Here is a 14,894-nt window from a genome sequence, read left to right as displayed (position 1 = left end):
CCGGTCGCGTGGGCTCGGAGATGTGTATAAAGAGACAGGCTCGGGGACTGCCCCACCCCTCCGGCCGCCGCCTGCGCACGGGGCGCGGCGCTGGCCTCCCGCGCGCCGCTCATGGACGGGGACGCGCCCCCCCGCGCGCTGCTCGCCACCCTGTGCGAGCGCTGCGCACCCGGGGACAACCCCTGCGCCCAGGCGGTGACGCGGTCGCTGCGGCAGGCCGCGCGCCGGGAGCCGCTGGACGTCCAGGAAGCGCGCTGGAGCCTGGAGCATGCGGGGGCGGCCCTGGGCACGGCCTGCCAGGAGCTCGTGCGCTCGGCCCTGGGGCCTGCGGCCGTGTCCGGGCCGGACGTGGAGCCGACCCTGCTGGCGCTGACGCAGGCACTGGCGCCTACGTGCGTGAAGACGGAGCAGTTGCCCCTGGCGGTGCTGAACGCGGCCGCCGTGCAGCAGGGCGCGCGGGCCCCCTGGCTCGCGACGCTGTTCACCGGCGGCACCGTGGAGACGGCGCCCATCGAGCCGGATCAGCACGCGGGCGACGCGTTCCGCGCGTTCGACCAGGACGCGCTGTCGGGGGTGACGCTGCCGCTGGAGTCGGCGGGGGCGCTGCGCCTGGGCTACGCGCCGGGGCTGAAGCAGGTGGCGTCGTTCCAGGTGCGCGCCACGGGGCCGGGCACGCTGCGCGCCATCATCCGCGCGCCAGACGGCGTGGGACGCAAGGACAGCCAGGGCACGGCCTTCCACGTCGATCCCACCGTCTGCCGCTTCCGCGGCACGGGCGCGTGGGAGATCTGCAAGCCCGCCGTTCCGCTGCTCGACGTGGACGCGGTGAGCGTCGTGCCGGAGCGGCCGGGCGTGGAGTTGAAGGAGCTGGAGATCATCGGCGCCCGGTAGCGGGCGCCAGGAATCACGCGGCGTCGGAGCGGGGGCCCGACGTCGCTCGCGTGGAACTCAGGCGATGAGGCCGCGCTCGCGCGCCGTCTTGAAGATGCCGGACGCGTCCCGCTTCAGGGCGGTGGAGACGTCCTTCACGATGGCGTCCGCCGACTTCGCGACCGACAGGTAGTTGTCGAACGTGCGCGTGAGGATGAGCACGCCCGAGATGATGACTCGCTGGAGGTTGTGCTGCAGGTCCGTGCCTTCGTACACCAGCCAGGACTGCTCACAGAACCGGCGGCCCTCGGCCACCATCTGGTTCAGGTGCGCACGCTCGGTCGCGTCCGGAACCTTGGCCTTCGGGCTGATGGAGGCGATGTACAGCACGTTCGTCCCCAGCCGCTGGGTCGCCTCCTCCATCTGCGCCATGATGGCCGCGACGTCGTCCTTCGTCGGCGGGTTGTGCCAACGCGAGAAGAACACGCGGTCGATGAGTTCGGATTGGTACGTGGAAGTCACGAATCCTCCGGTGAAGCGAACGCTGAGACTGGGGCGCCTCGTTAGGCGCGGCCCGCGCCGCAAGGCGGATTCTGTACCAGGATCGCAAGGACGGTTGAAGAGTAGCGGACACACTCCTGCACCTTTGGGGCGCTTGTGTGCCAGCCACGCTGTGAGGCTGCAGTACAGCTGGATAACTCCGCCTGGGTCGCAGCCGACACGCCCGGTTTTTCCCGATGATCCGGGTTTTTTTCAGCGCGGCGGAGATCGCGCGCGGGCCGCGAGCACGCCCTTCACGTCATCCAACGTGAGGCCCAGCGGACGGATGGCGACGAGCAGGTGGTACAGCAGATCAGCCGCTTCCTCGGCTGCCCGGTGGGGATCCGAGTCAGCGCAGGCCGTCACCAGCTCCGCGGCCTCCTCGCCCAGCTTCTTCAGGCGCAGGTTGCGATCGCCCAGCAGGCGGCGCGTGTAGCCGGGCTTCTCGCCCTCCGCGGGAGGTGTCGCCACGCGCTCCGCGAGCGTCGCGTCCAGGTGCGCGAGCGCATCCCAGCGCCCCTCGCCGAAGCATGTCTCATCGCCGGTGTGACACGCGGGGCCGGCCTTCCGCACGCGGGCGAGCACCGCGTCTCCGTCGCAGTCTGCGCTCAGGGAGACGACCTTCTGCGTGTTCCCGCTGGTGGCGCCCTTGTGCCAGAGGCCGCGCGTGCGGGAGCGGTAGTGCATCTCCCCGGTGGCGAGCGTGCGCTCCAGCGCCTCGCGGTCCGCGTGCGCCACCATCAGGACGTCGCCGGTGCTCGCATCCTGCGTCACCACCGTCACCAGGCCCTGGCCCTTGTCGAAGTTCAACGCCGCCACGTCCAGCTTCATGACCTGCCTCCCGCTCCCAGCACTTCGCGCACGCGCGCCGCCAGCGCCGCGTTGGTGGCGATGCCGTCGCCGCCGAACGCCGTGCGCACGCCCTTCCAGTCGGTGAACACGCCGCCGGCCTCCTCGATGATGGGTTGCAGCGCCGCCGCGTCCCACGGGGACAGGGCTTCATCCACCATGGCCTCCGCGCGCCCGGTGGCGACGAGCAGGTAGCCGTAGCAGTCCCCCCAGGTGCGGGAGATCGCCGCCTGCCGGGACAGCTCCCGCCACGCCGCGCCCCGCTGGGGGGCCTGGAGAAAACGCTCGTCGGTGATCAGCACCACCGCCTGCGACAGCGTGTCCTGCGGGGACACGCGCGTGGCGGAGTCGTTCCAGAAGCAGCCCAGGCCCGGGGAGGCGACGAGCATCTCGTTCACGGCCGGGAAGTACGCCGCGCCCGCGAGGATGCGCTCCCCTTCCGCCACCGCCACCAGCGTGCCCCACAACGGGACGCCCCGGATGAACGTCTTCGTGCCGTCGATGGGGTCGAGGATCCACCGACGCTTCGCGCCCGGACGCGTCTCACCGAACTCCTCTCCCAGGATGCCGTCCTCGGGGAAGCGCTCCTCCAGCCACTGGCGGGCGGTCCACTCGGCGGTACGGTCCGCCACCGTCACCGGCGTCCCGTCACTCTTGGTGTCCACGGCGATGCCGCTGCGGAAGAAGTCCAGCGCCACGTCTCCGGCCTTGCGCGCCACGTCGGCGGCGGCCTGCATCAAATCGCGAGGTTCCGCGGTCATGTCGTGCTCCGGATGGGAAGGCCGCTGTCGCGCAGCAGCGTCTTGAGGGCGCCGACGGTGGTGAGGCCGTCGTGGAGGATCCCCGCCACGAGCGCGGCATCCGCTCCCCCCTGCGTCAGGGCGTCTCGCACGTGCTCGGCGCGGCCCGCGCCCCCGGAGGCGATGACGGGCACGTCCACCGCGTCCGCCACCGCGCGCGTCAGCTCCAGGTCATAGCCGGTGCGCGCGCCGTCGCGGTCGATGCTGGTGAGCAGCACCTCGCCCGCGCCGCGTCGCACGCACTCCTTCGCCCAGGCGACCGCGTCCAGGTCGGTGGGACGGCGGCCTCCGTGCGTGTAGACGCGGTAGCGGTCCCCTTCCCGCTTCGCGTCGATGCTCGCCACCACGCACTGGGCGCCGAAGCGCTCCGCGCAGCCGGTGAGCAGCTCGGGCGTGGCGACCGCGGCGGAGTTGATGCTCACCTTGTCCGCGCCAGCCCGGAGCGCCCGGCCAACATCATCCACCGTGCGCACGCCTCCGCCCACGGTGAGCGGGATGAACAGGCGCTCCGCCGTGCGCTGGACCAGGTCCCAGAGCGTCTCGCGCTCCTCCGCGCTCGCGGAGATGTCCAGGAACGTCACCTCGTCCGCGCCCTCCTCCTCGTAGCGCAGCGCCAGCGCCACGGGGTCTCCCACGTCACGCAGGCCCTCGAACTGCACGCCCTTCACCACGCGTCCGCCCTTCACATCCAGGCACACGATGAGCCGTCGGCTGAGCATCACTCCACCTCCAGGGTGACGCTGCCCTTCATGCTGAACACGACACCCGAGTCCACCATGGCGTCGCGCAGCGCGAGCCCCAGCGCCTTGAAGGCCGCCTCGGTGAGGTGGTGGCTGTCCCGGCCTCGCAGCACGCGCAGGTGCAGCGTGATGCGCGAGTGTTCGCAGAACGAGCGCATCCAGTGCTCATACAGCCGGTTCTTCAGCGGGCCCCGGTAGTAGAAGCGCCCGCCCGCGTCCAGGCACGCCTGCACCAGCGCGTCGTCCATGGGCACGGTGCGCTCGCCGTAGCGCGCCGCCGTGGCGGGCACCACGCGCTGCACCGCGGTGCCCAGGGTGATGGCCACGTCCTCCATCAGGTGGTGGCGCAGGTCGCCCCGCGCGTGCAGCGTCAGCTCCAGGCCCGCGTAGCGCGCGAACGTGGCGAGCATGTGGTCGAAGAACTTCAGCCCTGTGTCCACCTTCGCCGCGCCCGGGCCGCGCGACAGCTCCACCTGGACCTTCGTCTCCTTCGTTTCCCGGACGACCCTGGTGCTCGTGCCCGTGCTCATTCCGCGAACTCCTGCGCGACCGCGCGCGCGTCCAGACGTCCCGTGTACAGCGCCATGCCCACCACCGCCCCGTGCGCGCCCACCTTCGCCAGCTCACGCAGGTCCTCCAGCGTCGTCACGCCGCCGGACGCGTAGAGCCGGTGCCGGCTCGTGCGCGCGACCTCCGCCATCAGGGGCAGGTCCACGCCCTCCAGCTGTCCCTCCTTGTGCACCGCCGTGACGAGCATCCCGCCCAGCGGCAACGGCTCCAGCGCGGCCAGCACGTCGCGGATGTCCCGCGCGCTGCCGGACGTCCACCCGCGCGTCACCACCTCGCGCCCCTTCACGTCCGCGGCCACCACCACCCTCCCCGGGAAGCGCTCCGCCACTTCGCGCAGCCACGCGAGGTCCTCGATGGCCCGCGTGCCCACGACGACCGACGACGCACCGCCCGCGAGCACCGCCTCCACCCGGGCGACGTCACGCACGCCCCCGCCCACCGTGAAGGTGAGGCCCGGGGCGTGAGACACGAGGCGCTCCACGATGCCCGCGTTGGAGCCCTTGCCCAGCGCGGCGTCCAGGTCCACGACGTGGAACGTGCGGAAGCCCAGCGCCAGCCACTGCTTCAGCGCATCCAGCGGATCCTCCACCCGCACGCGCTCCGCGTCATAGGAGCCTCCCACCAGCTGCACGCACGCGCCTTCCCGCAGGTCGATGGCCGGAATGGCGATCACGGGGCCACCTCCTTCAGGAACGCCTGGAGGAAGCGCACACCCGCGCGGGAGGACTTCTCCGGGTGGAACTGCACGCCCAGCACCTTCCCGCGCCGCACCGACGCGGGGAACCGGTCGCTCTCGTGGGTCGTCCAGCCCACCACCTCTCGCGGCTCCACCGCGCGGCAGACATAACTATGCGCGTAGTACACGGAGGCCAGCTTCGCGGACTGCAGCGCCGCGTCCTCTTCCACGTCGTTCCAGCCAATCTGCGGCACGTGCCGCGCCGCCAGCCGGGTCACCTGCCCCTGGAAGTAGCCCAGGCCCTCGCCCGCGCCCTCATCGCTGCCCTCGAAGAGCAGCTGCATGCCCAGGCAGATGCCCAGGCACGGCAGGCCCGCGTCCAGTGCCCGGCGCATCGCCTCGCGTCCAGGAGCCAGCCGCGCCGACGCCGAACCGAACGCGCCCACGCCGGGCAGCACGAGGACGTCGGTGTCGAGCGCCCGCAGCGGATCCTCCTGCACTCGCACCTCCACGTCCGGCGCGGTGGTCAGCGCCTTCGCCAGCGAGTGCAGGTTGCCCGCGCCGTAGTCGAACAGGGTCACTCGCATCACAGCACCTCCTTGAGCGCCTTCAGCGCCGATGCCATCAGGGGCCAGGGACCGCAGCCGATGCGCAGCGCGTCCCCCACTCCGGGGAGTCTCTCGAACACCCGCACGTTCACGTTGCGCTCCCGCATGGCCTCGCCCACCCGCCGCGCCTCCGGCACGGGGACGAGGAGGAAGTTTCCCTCCGAGGGCAGCGGCTCCAGCCCCAGGGCCTTAAGGCCGCCGCGCAGCCGCTCGCGGTTCTCCACCGCCTCCGCCACGCAGGCCTCCATCCACGGCACGTCGTCGGTGAGCGCGGCGATGGCCACGGCCTCACCCAGCGCCGTGTGCTTGTAGGGCCCGCGGGCCTTCTCCACCTCCGCCACCAGCTCGGGGGCTCCCACCCCCCAGCCCACGCGCATCCCGGCGAGGCCGAACGCCTTGGACATGGTCCGCGTCACGAGCACGTTGGGCCGCGTGCGCGCCAGGTCCATGAAGTCCCCACCCTTGGCGAACTCCACGTAGGCCTGGTCGATGAGCACCACTCCCGGCGCGCGGTCCACCAGTCGCTCCAGCGCCGCGCGCGAGGCCACCGTGCCGGTGGGGTTGTTGGGCGTGCAGACGTAGATGAGCTTCGCGCCCGTCGCGAGCAGCCCGTCCACGTCCACGTCGTGGTCCGCCTTCAACGGCACCGGCACCGGTGGCAGGGCGCTCAGCCGGGCGAACAGGGGCACCATCACGAAGGTCGGATCCGGGTAGGCCACTGCATCGCCCGGCTCCAGGAAGGCCCGCAGCGCGCAGTCGATGACGTCGTCCGAGCCGCAACCTGTCGTCACATTCTCCACCGCGACGCCCGCGTACGCGGCCACGGCGCGCTTCAGGTCCGGCGCATAGCTCGCGGGGTAGCGCGAGAGGCGCTGGAGTCCCTCCTCGCGCAGCACGCGCTCCGCCGACGGAGGGGGACCGAAGAGGTTGGTGTTGTCGCTCAGGTCCACCCGGCACGGCTTCTTCGCGGGCGAGTACAGCGGGATGTCCCGGTATGTGTCGCGGAACGGAATCATGGCAGCCTCCAGGCCCGCGCCGCGTCCGCGTGGGCGAAGAGCCCCTCGCTGTCCGCCAGCGTCCCCACGTCGTCCGCCATCGCCGCCGCGGCTTCCGGCGTCACGCGCTGCCACGTGGTCCAGCGGTAGAAGTCCAGCACGCTCAGCCCCGAGTACGCCCGCGCGAGGCCCGCGGTGGGCAACACGTGGTTGGCGCCCGTCAGATAGTCGCCGAAGGCCACCGACGCGCGCTGCCCCACGAACACCGTGCCCGCGTTGCACACCCGCGACAGGTCCTCCGAAGCCGTGGCGGTCGCGAGCAGCAGGTGCTCCGGCGCGAAGTCCGCGACGAAGGGCCACGCTTCGTCCAATGAGTCGATCCGCAGCACCGCGCCCCGGCTCCCCAGCGCCGACAGGACGATGTCGCCCCGCCGCGCGGACCGGGCCTGCTGCTCCACCGCGTCCTTCACCGCCTGGGCCAGCGAGGCGCCCAGCACCAGCGCCACGCAGCACGCGTCCGGATCATGCTCCGCCTGGGCGAGCAGCTCGCGCGCCACGGCATCCGGACGGGCGCTCGCGTCGGCGACCACGAGGATTTCACTCGGGCCCGCTGGCGCGTCGATGGCGACCGCGTCCACCACCTGGAGCTTGGCCGCCGCCACGTACGCGTTGCCCGGTCCAACGATGCGATCCACCCGGGGCACGCTCTGTGTCCCGTAGGCCAGCGCCGCCACCGCGCCCGCCCCACCCAGCGCGAAGACCCGGTCCGCACCCGCCAGCGCCGCCGCCGCGAGCACGCCCGCGCTCGGCAGACCGTCAGGGCCCGGCGGGGAGCAGACGATGATCTCCCCCACGCCCGCCACCTTCGCGGGGACCACGCCCATCAGCACGCTGCTCGGGTACACCGCCCGGCCTCCGGGCGCGTACACACCCACGCGGCCCAGCGGATCCGGCCGCCGGCCCACCACGACGCCGGGCTCCGTCTCCACCTCCGTCGCCGTGGGCCGCTGCGCCGCATGCGCCCGGGCGATGTTGCGCGCGGCCCGGATCAGCGCATCGCGCACGTCAGAGGAGAGGGACTCCAGCGCCGCGTCCCACATCGAGCGGGGCACCTCCAGCGCCTTCAGCTCCACGCGGTCGAACTGGCGCGCGAAGTCGAAGAGGGCTCTGTCCCCTTCCGCGCGCACGCGGGCGATGAGTGCCCGGACGCGGGTGGCCACCTGGGCATCGGCGTCACCCGGGCTGCGATCCAACAACCGGCGCAGCGCTTCGGGCGTCAGGGCGGACAGCGCGCCCTGGTACTTGAGGACGGGCGCGCTCATGCCATCAACCTCTCGATGCGCGTGACGAGGATGCCCTGGCCGCCCAGCGCCTTCAGCGCGTTGACGGTGCGGTAGATGCTGCGGGACGGGACGACGGCGTGCACCGCGACGAAGTTGCCCCCGTCCATCACGTCCACCACCGTGGGGCCGTTGAGGCCGGGCAGCACCTCGCGCACCTGCTCCAGGGACGTCTTCGGCACGTTGGCCATCAGGTAGCGCCGGCCTCGCGCCGCCAGCACCGAACCCAGCGCCTGCGTCAGCTCCTCCAGCGAGCGCCGCGCCTCCACGCCATTGCCGGGGTACGCCACCAGCCGGGCGCTGGACTCCAGCACCGTGGACACCTCACGCAGGCCGTTCATCTTCAGCGTGGAGCCCGTGGAGGTGAGATCCACGACGATGTCCGCGATGCCCAGGTGCGGGGCGATCTCCGCCGCGCCGCTCACCGGCACCACCGTCACCCGCTGCCCGCGCTGCTGGAACCAGGCCTGCGTCAGCCGGGGGAAGCAGGACGCCACCCGCATCCCGTCCTTCACGTCCTCCGCGCGGGTGATGCCGCTGTCCTCGCGCGCGGCCACCACCAGCCGGCACCTGCCGAACTCCAGGTCCATCAACGACTCGAGCTCGCGGCCCGCCTCGTTGACCAGATCCCACCCGGTGACACCCGCCTGCGCCGCGCCGTCCGCGACGAACTCCGGGATGTCCTGGGCCCGGACGAAGATGGCCTCGAACTCGCCGCCCAGCGACGCGGTGAGGGCGCGCTCGCCCCGGCCGCGGACCTCCAGGCCCGCGTCGTTGAACAGCTCTCGCACTTCCTCGGACAGACGACCTTTGTTGGGCAGGGCAATCTTCAACATGGGTGGGCTCTGGGGACTCACGGGGGCTGAAACGAAAAAAGGCCCGTCCTGGGGGGACGGGCCTTCGATTCACTGCGGCATCTGCCGGAGGAGGTGCGCTTCTAGTGCGTCACCCAGGCATGCGCGCGGCGAACGGTCCCGTCTTGGGCCGGCCGATGATGCGCATGGTGGTGATGCACGGAGATGGAACGCACGCCCCAAGGGTTAACGATGCAAGGCCTCCGAGTCAAGCCACCCCCCTCTTCAAGCTTGCAAACCCGACCCTGCTTGAGCACAAGCGCCCCATGGGAACCTCTGACGTCCTGGTGGTGGGCGGCGGTGTGATGGGCTGCGGCATCGCCCTGCGGCTCAGGCAGGCGGGCGCCCGCGTGACGGTGCTCGAGCGCTCCATTCCGGGCGCCGAGGCCTCCAGCGCCGCCGCGGGCATCCTCGCGCCGCAGTGGGAGTCCGAAGGCCCGGGCCCCTTCTTCGAGCTGTGCCTGCGAAGCCGCGCCCTCTACGGCCAGTTCGCCACCGAGCTGCGCGAGCTGTCCGGCGTGGACATCGCCTACCGGCCCTGTGGCCTGTTGCGCGTCGCGTTCGACGAAGCGGATCACCACCACGTGGAGTCCACCGTGGGCTGGCAGCACGGCATGGGCCTGCGCGCGGTGCTGCTCGACGGCAAGGGCGCGCGCGAGCTGGAGCCCCGGCTGTCCCCGGAGGCCGTGGGCGCCGCGCACTTCCCGGATGATCATCAGGTGGACAACCGGCTGCTCGTGCGCGCCCTGACCATGGCCGCCGCGCGCGTGGGGGCCACGTTCCGCAGCGGTTACGTGCGCGGCATCGTGCACGAGCAGGGCCGCGCGGTGGGCGTGGACCTGGACGGCGAGGTGCTGCGCGCGGACGCCGTCGTGCTGGCGGCGGGCTCCTGGTCCTCCCTGGTCCAGGGCTCGGGCGTGGCCGCGCAGGCGGTGCGTCCGGCGCGCGGCCAGATGGTGCAACTCCAGACGCGGCTGCCGCTCCTGGAGCGCATCGTGACGTCCGCGAAGGGCTACCTGGTGCCGCGCGCGGACGGGCGCGTCATCGCCGGCAGCACCATGGAGCACGTGGGCTACGACAAGCAGGTGACGGCGGCGGGGCTGGCGCGGATCCTCGACATGGCGCTCCAGCTGTGTCCGGAGCTGGGAAGCGCGCCCGTCATGGAGACCTGGGCCGGCTTCCGGCCATGGACCCAGGATGCGCTGCCCTACATTGGCGCAGGGCCGGTGCCGGGCCTGTTCCTGGCCACCGGCCACTTCCGCAATGGCATCCTGCTCACCCCCATCACCGCGAAGCTGGTGGCCCAGGCGGTGCTGGGCGAGAAGCCATCCGTGGACCTGACGCCCTTCCGCTATGACCGGGGGGCGATGGCGCGGGGCTGACGGCGCATTGCACCAAGGATCCCAGGGCCTGACCCCTGCCCTGGGCGGCAAGGAGGCGAGGCGGGTGGTAATTTCTCGCACTCGTTCGCCTTTAAGACCCGGAAACCTCTAGAATCTTCCGCCGTGGAAGCCATCCACCCCGCCCCGCCCCGAATCCTGATCGTCGACGACGATGACTCCGTCCGCGACGTGATCTCCGTGCTCCTCCGTGAGGAGGGCTACAACTGCGTCGTCGCGAATGGTGCCGAGATGGCGCTCGACGTCGCGGGTGAAGAAGAGACGCCGCTCGTCATCAGCGACATGAAGATGCCGGGCCGCGACGGGTTGTGGCTGCTGGAGAACCTGCGCGAGCGCCTGCCGGACACGTCCGTCATCATGCTCACCGGCTACGGCGACACCGAGTCCGCGGTGGACTGTCTGCGCCGGGGCGCGGTGGACTACCTGCTCAAGCCACCCAAGCTCACCGACCTCATCCGGGCCATCGAGCGCGCGCTCGCCAAGCGCCGCATCGAGATGGCGCGCAAGCGCTACCAGAAGAAGCTCGAGGGCAAGGTGCGCGACCGCACCGCCGAGCTTCGCAGCGCGCTGCACAACATCGCCAACACGTACCAGAACACGCTGCTGGCGCTGGTGGCGGCCCTGGACGCGCGCGAGCACGAGACGAGCGACCACTCCCAGCGAGTGGTCAGCTACACGTCCGCCATCGCCAGCCGCATGAGCATCCACGGCAAGCAGATGGAGGAGATCGGCCGCGGCGCGCTCCTGCACGACATCGGCAAGATTGGCGTGCCGGATGCCGTGCTGCTCAAGCCCGGCAAGCTCACCCCCGACGAGTGGCTGGAGATGCGGCGTCATCCGGAGATCGGCTTCCAGATGATCCAGAACATCCCCTTCCTCTCCACCCCGGCGGACATCGTCCTGTCGCACCAGGAGCGCTTCGACGGTGCGGGCTATCCGCGCAACCTGCAGCGCAACGAGATCCCCATCGGCGCGCGCATCTTCGCGGTGGCGGACACGCTGGACGCGATGACGAGCGACCGGCCGTACCGCAAGGGCACGACGTTCGCCAACGCCATCCAGGAGATCAAACGCTGCGCCAACACCCAGTTTGATCCGGACGTGGTGAAGGCGTTCCTGGACATCGGCGAGGAGGGGCTGATCCGCATCAAGAAGGAGATGGCGGAGAAGAAGCTCAACCCGATGCAGGCCGCCGCCGACGCCGCGGAGGCCGAGACGGAGCTGGCGCGCCTCACCGACCTGGATGACGAATCGGATCACACCCCGGTCGGCCCCTCCAGCGCGGCCACGACCACGGCGCTGGCGACGCCGCCCGTCGCCATCCGCTCCGCCTCGGGCACCGAGGGCTGAACGGCCCGACGGGGAGCGATGGGTTTCCCCCAGGCGGGTTGTTATGAACGCGGAAGGCCCCGTGATGACCGCCCCCCTGCCCGCTCCCAATCCGCTCGCCCCTCCGCTGCTCGACGCGCAGGGGCGGTGCATGACGTATCTGCGGCTGAGCATCACGGACCGCTGCAACTTCCGCTGCACCTACTGCTCCCCGGCGTCCTGGGGCGGCAAGAAGGACCTGCTGGACGCGGGTGAGTTCGAGCGCATCGTCTCCGTGTTCGCGCGCATGGGCATCCGCCGCGTGCGCCTCACCGGCGGCGAGCCCCTCATCCGGCCGGACATCCAGGAGATCGCTCGCAGGCTCGCCTCGGTGCCGGGCGTGGAGCACCTGGCCATCACCACCAACGCCAGCCGCCTGGAGTCACTGGCCGTCCCGCTGCGCGACGCAGGCGTCACCCAGCTCAACCTGAGCCTGGACACGCTGTCCCCGGAGACGTTCCGGCGCATCTCCAAGCAGGGTGACTTCGACGCGCTGATGCGCGGCATCGACGCGGCGGCGGGCGCGGGCTTCCAGTCGCTGAAGCTCAACGTCGTGGTGATGCGCGGCCTCAACGACGCGGAGGTGCCCGCGCTGGTGGCCTTCGCGCACGCGCGCGGCATCACCCCGCGCTTCATCGAACTGATGCCCTTCGGTCAGGGCACGCCGGTGCCCACCGCGGAGCTGCTGGAGGGCCTGAAGGCCACGGGGATTGAGCTCACCGAGGAGCCGCAGGAGGACGCCGCGTCGCCCACGTCCGGGCCGGCGCGCTACTGGCGGACGGAGACCGGGCGCGTGGGGTTCATCTCCCCGCTGACGCAGAACTTCTGTGGCGGGTGCAACCGGGTGCGGGTGGCGTCCAACGGGGACCTGCGCAGCTGCCTGGGCGGCCGGGCGCAGGCGCCGTTGCACCAGCTCATCCGGGGCGGCGCCACCGACGCGGAGCTGGCCATGGCCGTGCGCCGCGCACTGGGGGACAAGCCGGAGGGGCACCGTTTCACGGAGGCCGGAAACGGCGCCACGCTCCTGCCCATGATGGGCATTGGCGGCTGAGGACTACTTCACCAGCCGCAGGTTCACGGGGTAGCGGTAGAGCTCGCCGTCGTTGGCCTTCAGGCCGGCGATGACCGTGAAGATGATGGACCCGATCGCCACCAGGGGCGCCAGCACGAAGCCGATCACCGCGCACATCAGGACGGCGGAGATGGCCATCGCGATGAAGGTGGTGATCTGGAAGTTGAGCGACTCCACCGCGTGAGCGCGGACGAAGGACGACTCCTTGCCCTTGGTCAGCATCAGGAACAGCGGCACCGCCCAGCCCAGGAAGCCCGCGCCCACCACGATGCCGGCGATGGAGCCCAGGTGGGCCAACATCCCCATCGTCTTCTCATCCGTCGTCGCCGTCGGCGAGCCGGTGATGAACTGGCCGAACTGCTGATCCTCGCGCTGTCCTGGGTCCATGAAACGCCCTCCTGAATCTGTGTGGGGCGCGATGGATGGCGCCCGGAAGGCTCGCAACATGGCACGCCGCGTCGGTGCCTGTCATCCAGCGGACAGGGGACCCCGTGAGGAGCCCCCGTCCGCCTGGAGGGTTCAGCGGTACAGCTCGCTGCCCGCCTTCTTGAATTCCTCGCTCTTCTCCTTCATCCCCGCTTCCAGGGCCTGGACCTCGTCGACGCCGACCTTGTCGGCGTAGTCGCGCACGTCCTGGGTGATCTTCATGGAGCAGAAGTGCGGGCCGCACATGGAGCAGAAGTGGGCGACCTTCGCGCCTTCGGCCGGGAGCGTCTCGTCGTGGAAGGCGCGGGCGCGCTCGGGGTCGAGCGAGAGGTTGAACTGATCCTCCCACCGGAACTCGAAGCGCGCCTTGGACAGGGCGTTGTCGCGGGCCTGGGCGCCCGGGTGGCCCTTGGCGAGGTCCGCGGCGTGGGCGGCGATCTTGTACGTGATGACGCCTTCCTTCACGTCATCCCGGTTGGGCAGGCCCAGGTGCTCCTTGGGCGTCACGTAGCAGAGCATCGCCGTGCCGAACCAGCCGATCATCGCCGCGCCAATGCCGCTGGTGAAGTGATCGTAGCCCGGCGCGATGTCCGTGGTGAGGGGCCCCAACGTGTAGAACGGCGCCTCGTGGCACACGGCGAGCTGCTTCGTCATGTTCTCCTGGATGAGGTGCATGGGGACGTGACCGGGGCCTTCGATCATCACCTGCACGTCGTGCTTCCAGGCCACCTTCGTGAGCTCGCCCAGCGTCTCCAGCTCGCCGAACTGCGCGGCGTCGTTGGCGTCGGCGATGGAGCCGGGGCGCAGGCCGTCACCCAGGCTGAAGCTGACGTCGTACGCCTTCATGATTTCGCAGATCTCCTCGAAGTGCGTGTAGAGGAAGTTCTCCTGGTGGTGGGCGAGGCACCACTTGGCGAGGATGGAGCCGCCCCGGCTGACGATGCCGGTGAGGCGCTTCGCGGTGAGCGGGACGTACTTGAGCCGCACGCCGGCGTGGATGGTGAAGTAGTCCACGCCCTGCTCGGCCTGCTCGATGAGGGTGTCGCGGAAGATGTCCCAGGTGAGCTCCTCCGCCTTGCCGTTGACCTTCTCCAGGGCCTGGTAGATGGGCACGGTGCCGATGGGCACGGGCGCGTTGCGGAGGATCCACTCGCGCGTCTCGTGGATGTTGCGGCCGGTGGACAGGTCCATGACGGTGTCCGCGCCCCAGCGGATGGACCAGACCATCTTCTCCACCTCCTCCTCGATGGAGGACGTGACGGCGGAGTTGCCGATGTTGGCGTTGATCTTCACCAGGAAGTTGCGGCCGATGATCATCGGCTCCAGCTCCGGGTGGTTGACGTTGGCGGGGATGATGGCGCGGCCCCGGGCGATCTCATCGCGCACGAACTCCGGGGTGATGACTCGCGGGATGGCGGCGCCGAAGGAGTGGCCGGGGTGCTGGGCGGCGAGTGAAGCGTCCAACTTCTGGTTCTCGCGCACGGCGACGTATTCCATCTCCGGCGTGATGATGCCCTTGCGGGCGTAGTGCATCTGGCTGACGTTGCTGCCGGCCTTCGCGACGCGGGGCTTGCGGAGGTGGCTGAAGCGCAGGCCGGCGAGGCGCGGGTCGGCCTCACGGGCGCGGCCGTACTCGGAGGTGATGCCGGCGAGTTCCTGGGTGTCCGCTCGCGCGTTGATCCAGTGCTCACGCAGGGCAGGCAGGCCCCGGCGCAGGTCGATGTCCGCGGCGGGGTCGGTGTAGGGGCCGCTGGAGTCGTAGACGTGGACGGGGGGGTTGCTGTCT

16 protein-coding genes are annotated in these 14,894 nt (G+C 70.9%); 4 read left to right on the top strand and 12 right to left on the bottom strand.

Annotated features, from left to right (window positions below):
* Positions 1 to 111 precede the first annotated feature (111 nt).
* Positions 112 to 891: a hypothetical protein gene (locus D7X12_RS29675; protein ID WP_120628621.1), complete on the top strand. Its 780-nt coding sequence runs from the start codon at positions 112 to 114 to the stop codon at positions 889 to 891.
* A gap of 57 nt (positions 892 to 948) precedes the next feature.
* On the opposite strand, the gene D7X12_RS29670 is transcribed toward D7X12_RS29675, so the two are convergent.
* The 10 genes from D7X12_RS29670 to hisG all read right to left on the bottom strand — a co-directional run bounded on the left by D7X12_RS29670 (position 949) and on the right by hisG (position 8,824).
* Entirely contained in the window at positions 949 to 1,392 is a 444-nt protein-coding gene (locus D7X12_RS29670; RefSeq protein WP_120537998.1) for a DofB protein, read from the bottom strand.
* 231 nt (positions 1,393 to 1,623) lie between these two features.
* Positions 1,624 to 2,241, bottom strand: a complete 618-nt coding sequence (hisIE, locus tag D7X12_RS29665; RefSeq protein ID WP_120628620.1) for a bifunctional phosphoribosyl-AMP cyclohydrolase/phosphoribosyl-ATP diphosphatase HisIE — start codon at positions 2,239 to 2,241, stop codon at positions 1,624 to 1,626.
* Positions 2,238 to 3,020 carry a histidinol-phosphatase gene (gene hisN, locus D7X12_RS29660; RefSeq protein WP_120628619.1) on the bottom strand — a complete coding sequence of 261 codons (783 nt, stop codon included), beginning with the start codon at positions 3,018 to 3,020 and terminating at the stop codon, positions 2,238 to 2,240. Before hisN ends, hisIE begins: the two co-directional genes overlap by 4 nt.
* Positions 3,017 to 3,778 carry an imidazole glycerol phosphate synthase subunit HisF gene (hisF, locus tag D7X12_RS29655; RefSeq protein ID WP_120628618.1) on the bottom strand — a complete coding sequence of 254 codons (762 nt, stop codon included), beginning with the start codon at positions 3,776 to 3,778 and terminating at the stop codon, positions 3,017 to 3,019. The genes hisN and hisF overlap by 4 nt, the downstream gene beginning before the upstream one ends.
* A complete protein-coding gene (locus D7X12_RS29650) occupies positions 3,778 to 4,329 on the bottom strand; it encodes an imidazoleglycerol-phosphate dehydratase (protein ID WP_120628617.1) in 552 nt (183 codons plus the stop codon). Before D7X12_RS29650 ends, hisF begins: the two co-directional genes overlap by 1 nt.
* Positions 4,326 to 5,042, bottom strand: a complete 717-nt coding sequence (locus D7X12_RS29645) for a 1-(5-phosphoribosyl)-5-[(5-phosphoribosylamino)methylideneamino]imidazole-4-carboxamide isomerase (RefSeq protein WP_120628616.1) — start codon at positions 5,040 to 5,042, stop codon at positions 4,326 to 4,328. Before D7X12_RS29645 ends, D7X12_RS29650 begins: the two co-directional genes overlap by 4 nt.
* Positions 5,039 to 5,632, bottom strand: coding sequence for an imidazole glycerol phosphate synthase subunit HisH (hisH, locus tag D7X12_RS29640; RefSeq protein ID WP_120628615.1), 594 nt, complete (start codon positions 5,630 to 5,632; stop codon positions 5,039 to 5,041). The genes D7X12_RS29645 and hisH overlap by 4 nt, the downstream gene beginning before the upstream one ends.
* Positions 5,632 to 6,669, bottom strand: coding sequence for a pyridoxal phosphate-dependent aminotransferase (locus D7X12_RS29635; protein WP_120628614.1), 1,038 nt, complete (start codon positions 6,667 to 6,669; stop codon positions 5,632 to 5,634). Before D7X12_RS29635 ends, hisH begins: the two co-directional genes overlap by 1 nt.
* On the bottom strand, positions 6,666 to 7,970 hold the full coding sequence (gene hisD, locus D7X12_RS29630) for a histidinol dehydrogenase (protein WP_120628613.1): 1,305 nt from the start codon (positions 7,968 to 7,970) through the stop codon (positions 6,666 to 6,668). Before hisD ends, D7X12_RS29635 begins: the two co-directional genes overlap by 4 nt.
* On the bottom strand, positions 7,967 to 8,824 hold the full coding sequence (gene hisG, locus D7X12_RS29625) for an ATP phosphoribosyltransferase (RefSeq protein WP_120628612.1): 858 nt from the start codon (positions 8,822 to 8,824) through the stop codon (positions 7,967 to 7,969). Before hisG ends, hisD begins: the two co-directional genes overlap by 4 nt.
* 284 nt (positions 8,825 to 9,108) lie before the next feature.
* On the opposite strand from hisG, the gene thiO reads away from it, so the two are divergent.
* The 3 genes from thiO to moaA all read left to right on the top strand — a co-directional run bounded on the left by thiO (position 9,109) and on the right by moaA (position 12,661).
* Positions 9,109 to 10,224 carry a glycine oxidase ThiO gene (thiO, locus tag D7X12_RS29620; protein ID WP_120628611.1) on the top strand — a complete coding sequence of 372 codons (1,116 nt, stop codon included), beginning with the start codon at positions 9,109 to 9,111 and terminating at the stop codon, positions 10,222 to 10,224.
* Between the two features lie 123 nt (positions 10,225 to 10,347).
* A complete protein-coding gene (locus tag D7X12_RS29615) occupies positions 10,348 to 11,592 on the top strand; it encodes an HD-GYP domain-containing protein (RefSeq protein WP_120628610.1) in 1,245 nt (414 codons plus the stop codon).
* Between the two features lie 64 nt (positions 11,593 to 11,656).
* Positions 11,657 to 12,661, top strand: a complete 1,005-nt coding sequence (gene moaA / locus D7X12_RS29610) for a GTP 3',8-cyclase MoaA (RefSeq protein WP_120628622.1) — start codon at positions 11,657 to 11,659, stop codon at positions 12,659 to 12,661.
* A gap of 3 nt (positions 12,662 to 12,664) precedes the next feature.
* On the opposite strand, the gene D7X12_RS29605 is transcribed toward moaA, so the two are convergent.
* Together D7X12_RS29605 and thiC are read right to left on the bottom strand one after the other, a co-directional pair.
* Complete coding sequence (locus D7X12_RS29605; protein ID WP_120628609.1) at positions 12,665 to 13,069, bottom strand: DUF4870 domain-containing protein; 405 nt, start codon at positions 13,067 to 13,069, stop codon at positions 12,665 to 12,667.
* A 132-nt stretch (positions 13,070 to 13,201) separates the two neighbouring features.
* Positions 13,202 to 14,894, bottom strand: a 1,693-nt coding sequence (gene thiC, locus D7X12_RS29600; RefSeq protein ID WP_120628608.1) for a phosphomethylpyrimidine synthase ThiC, incomplete at its 5' end; no start/stop codon positions are given.

The organism is Corallococcus sicarius, assembly GCF_003611735.1.
Classification (GTDB): Bacteria; Myxococcota; Myxococcia; order Myxococcales; family Myxococcaceae; genus Corallococcus; species Corallococcus sicarius.
The sequence above is the reverse complement of the archived record's forward strand: the minus strand, read 5'-3'. Positions and strand labels throughout refer to the sequence as shown.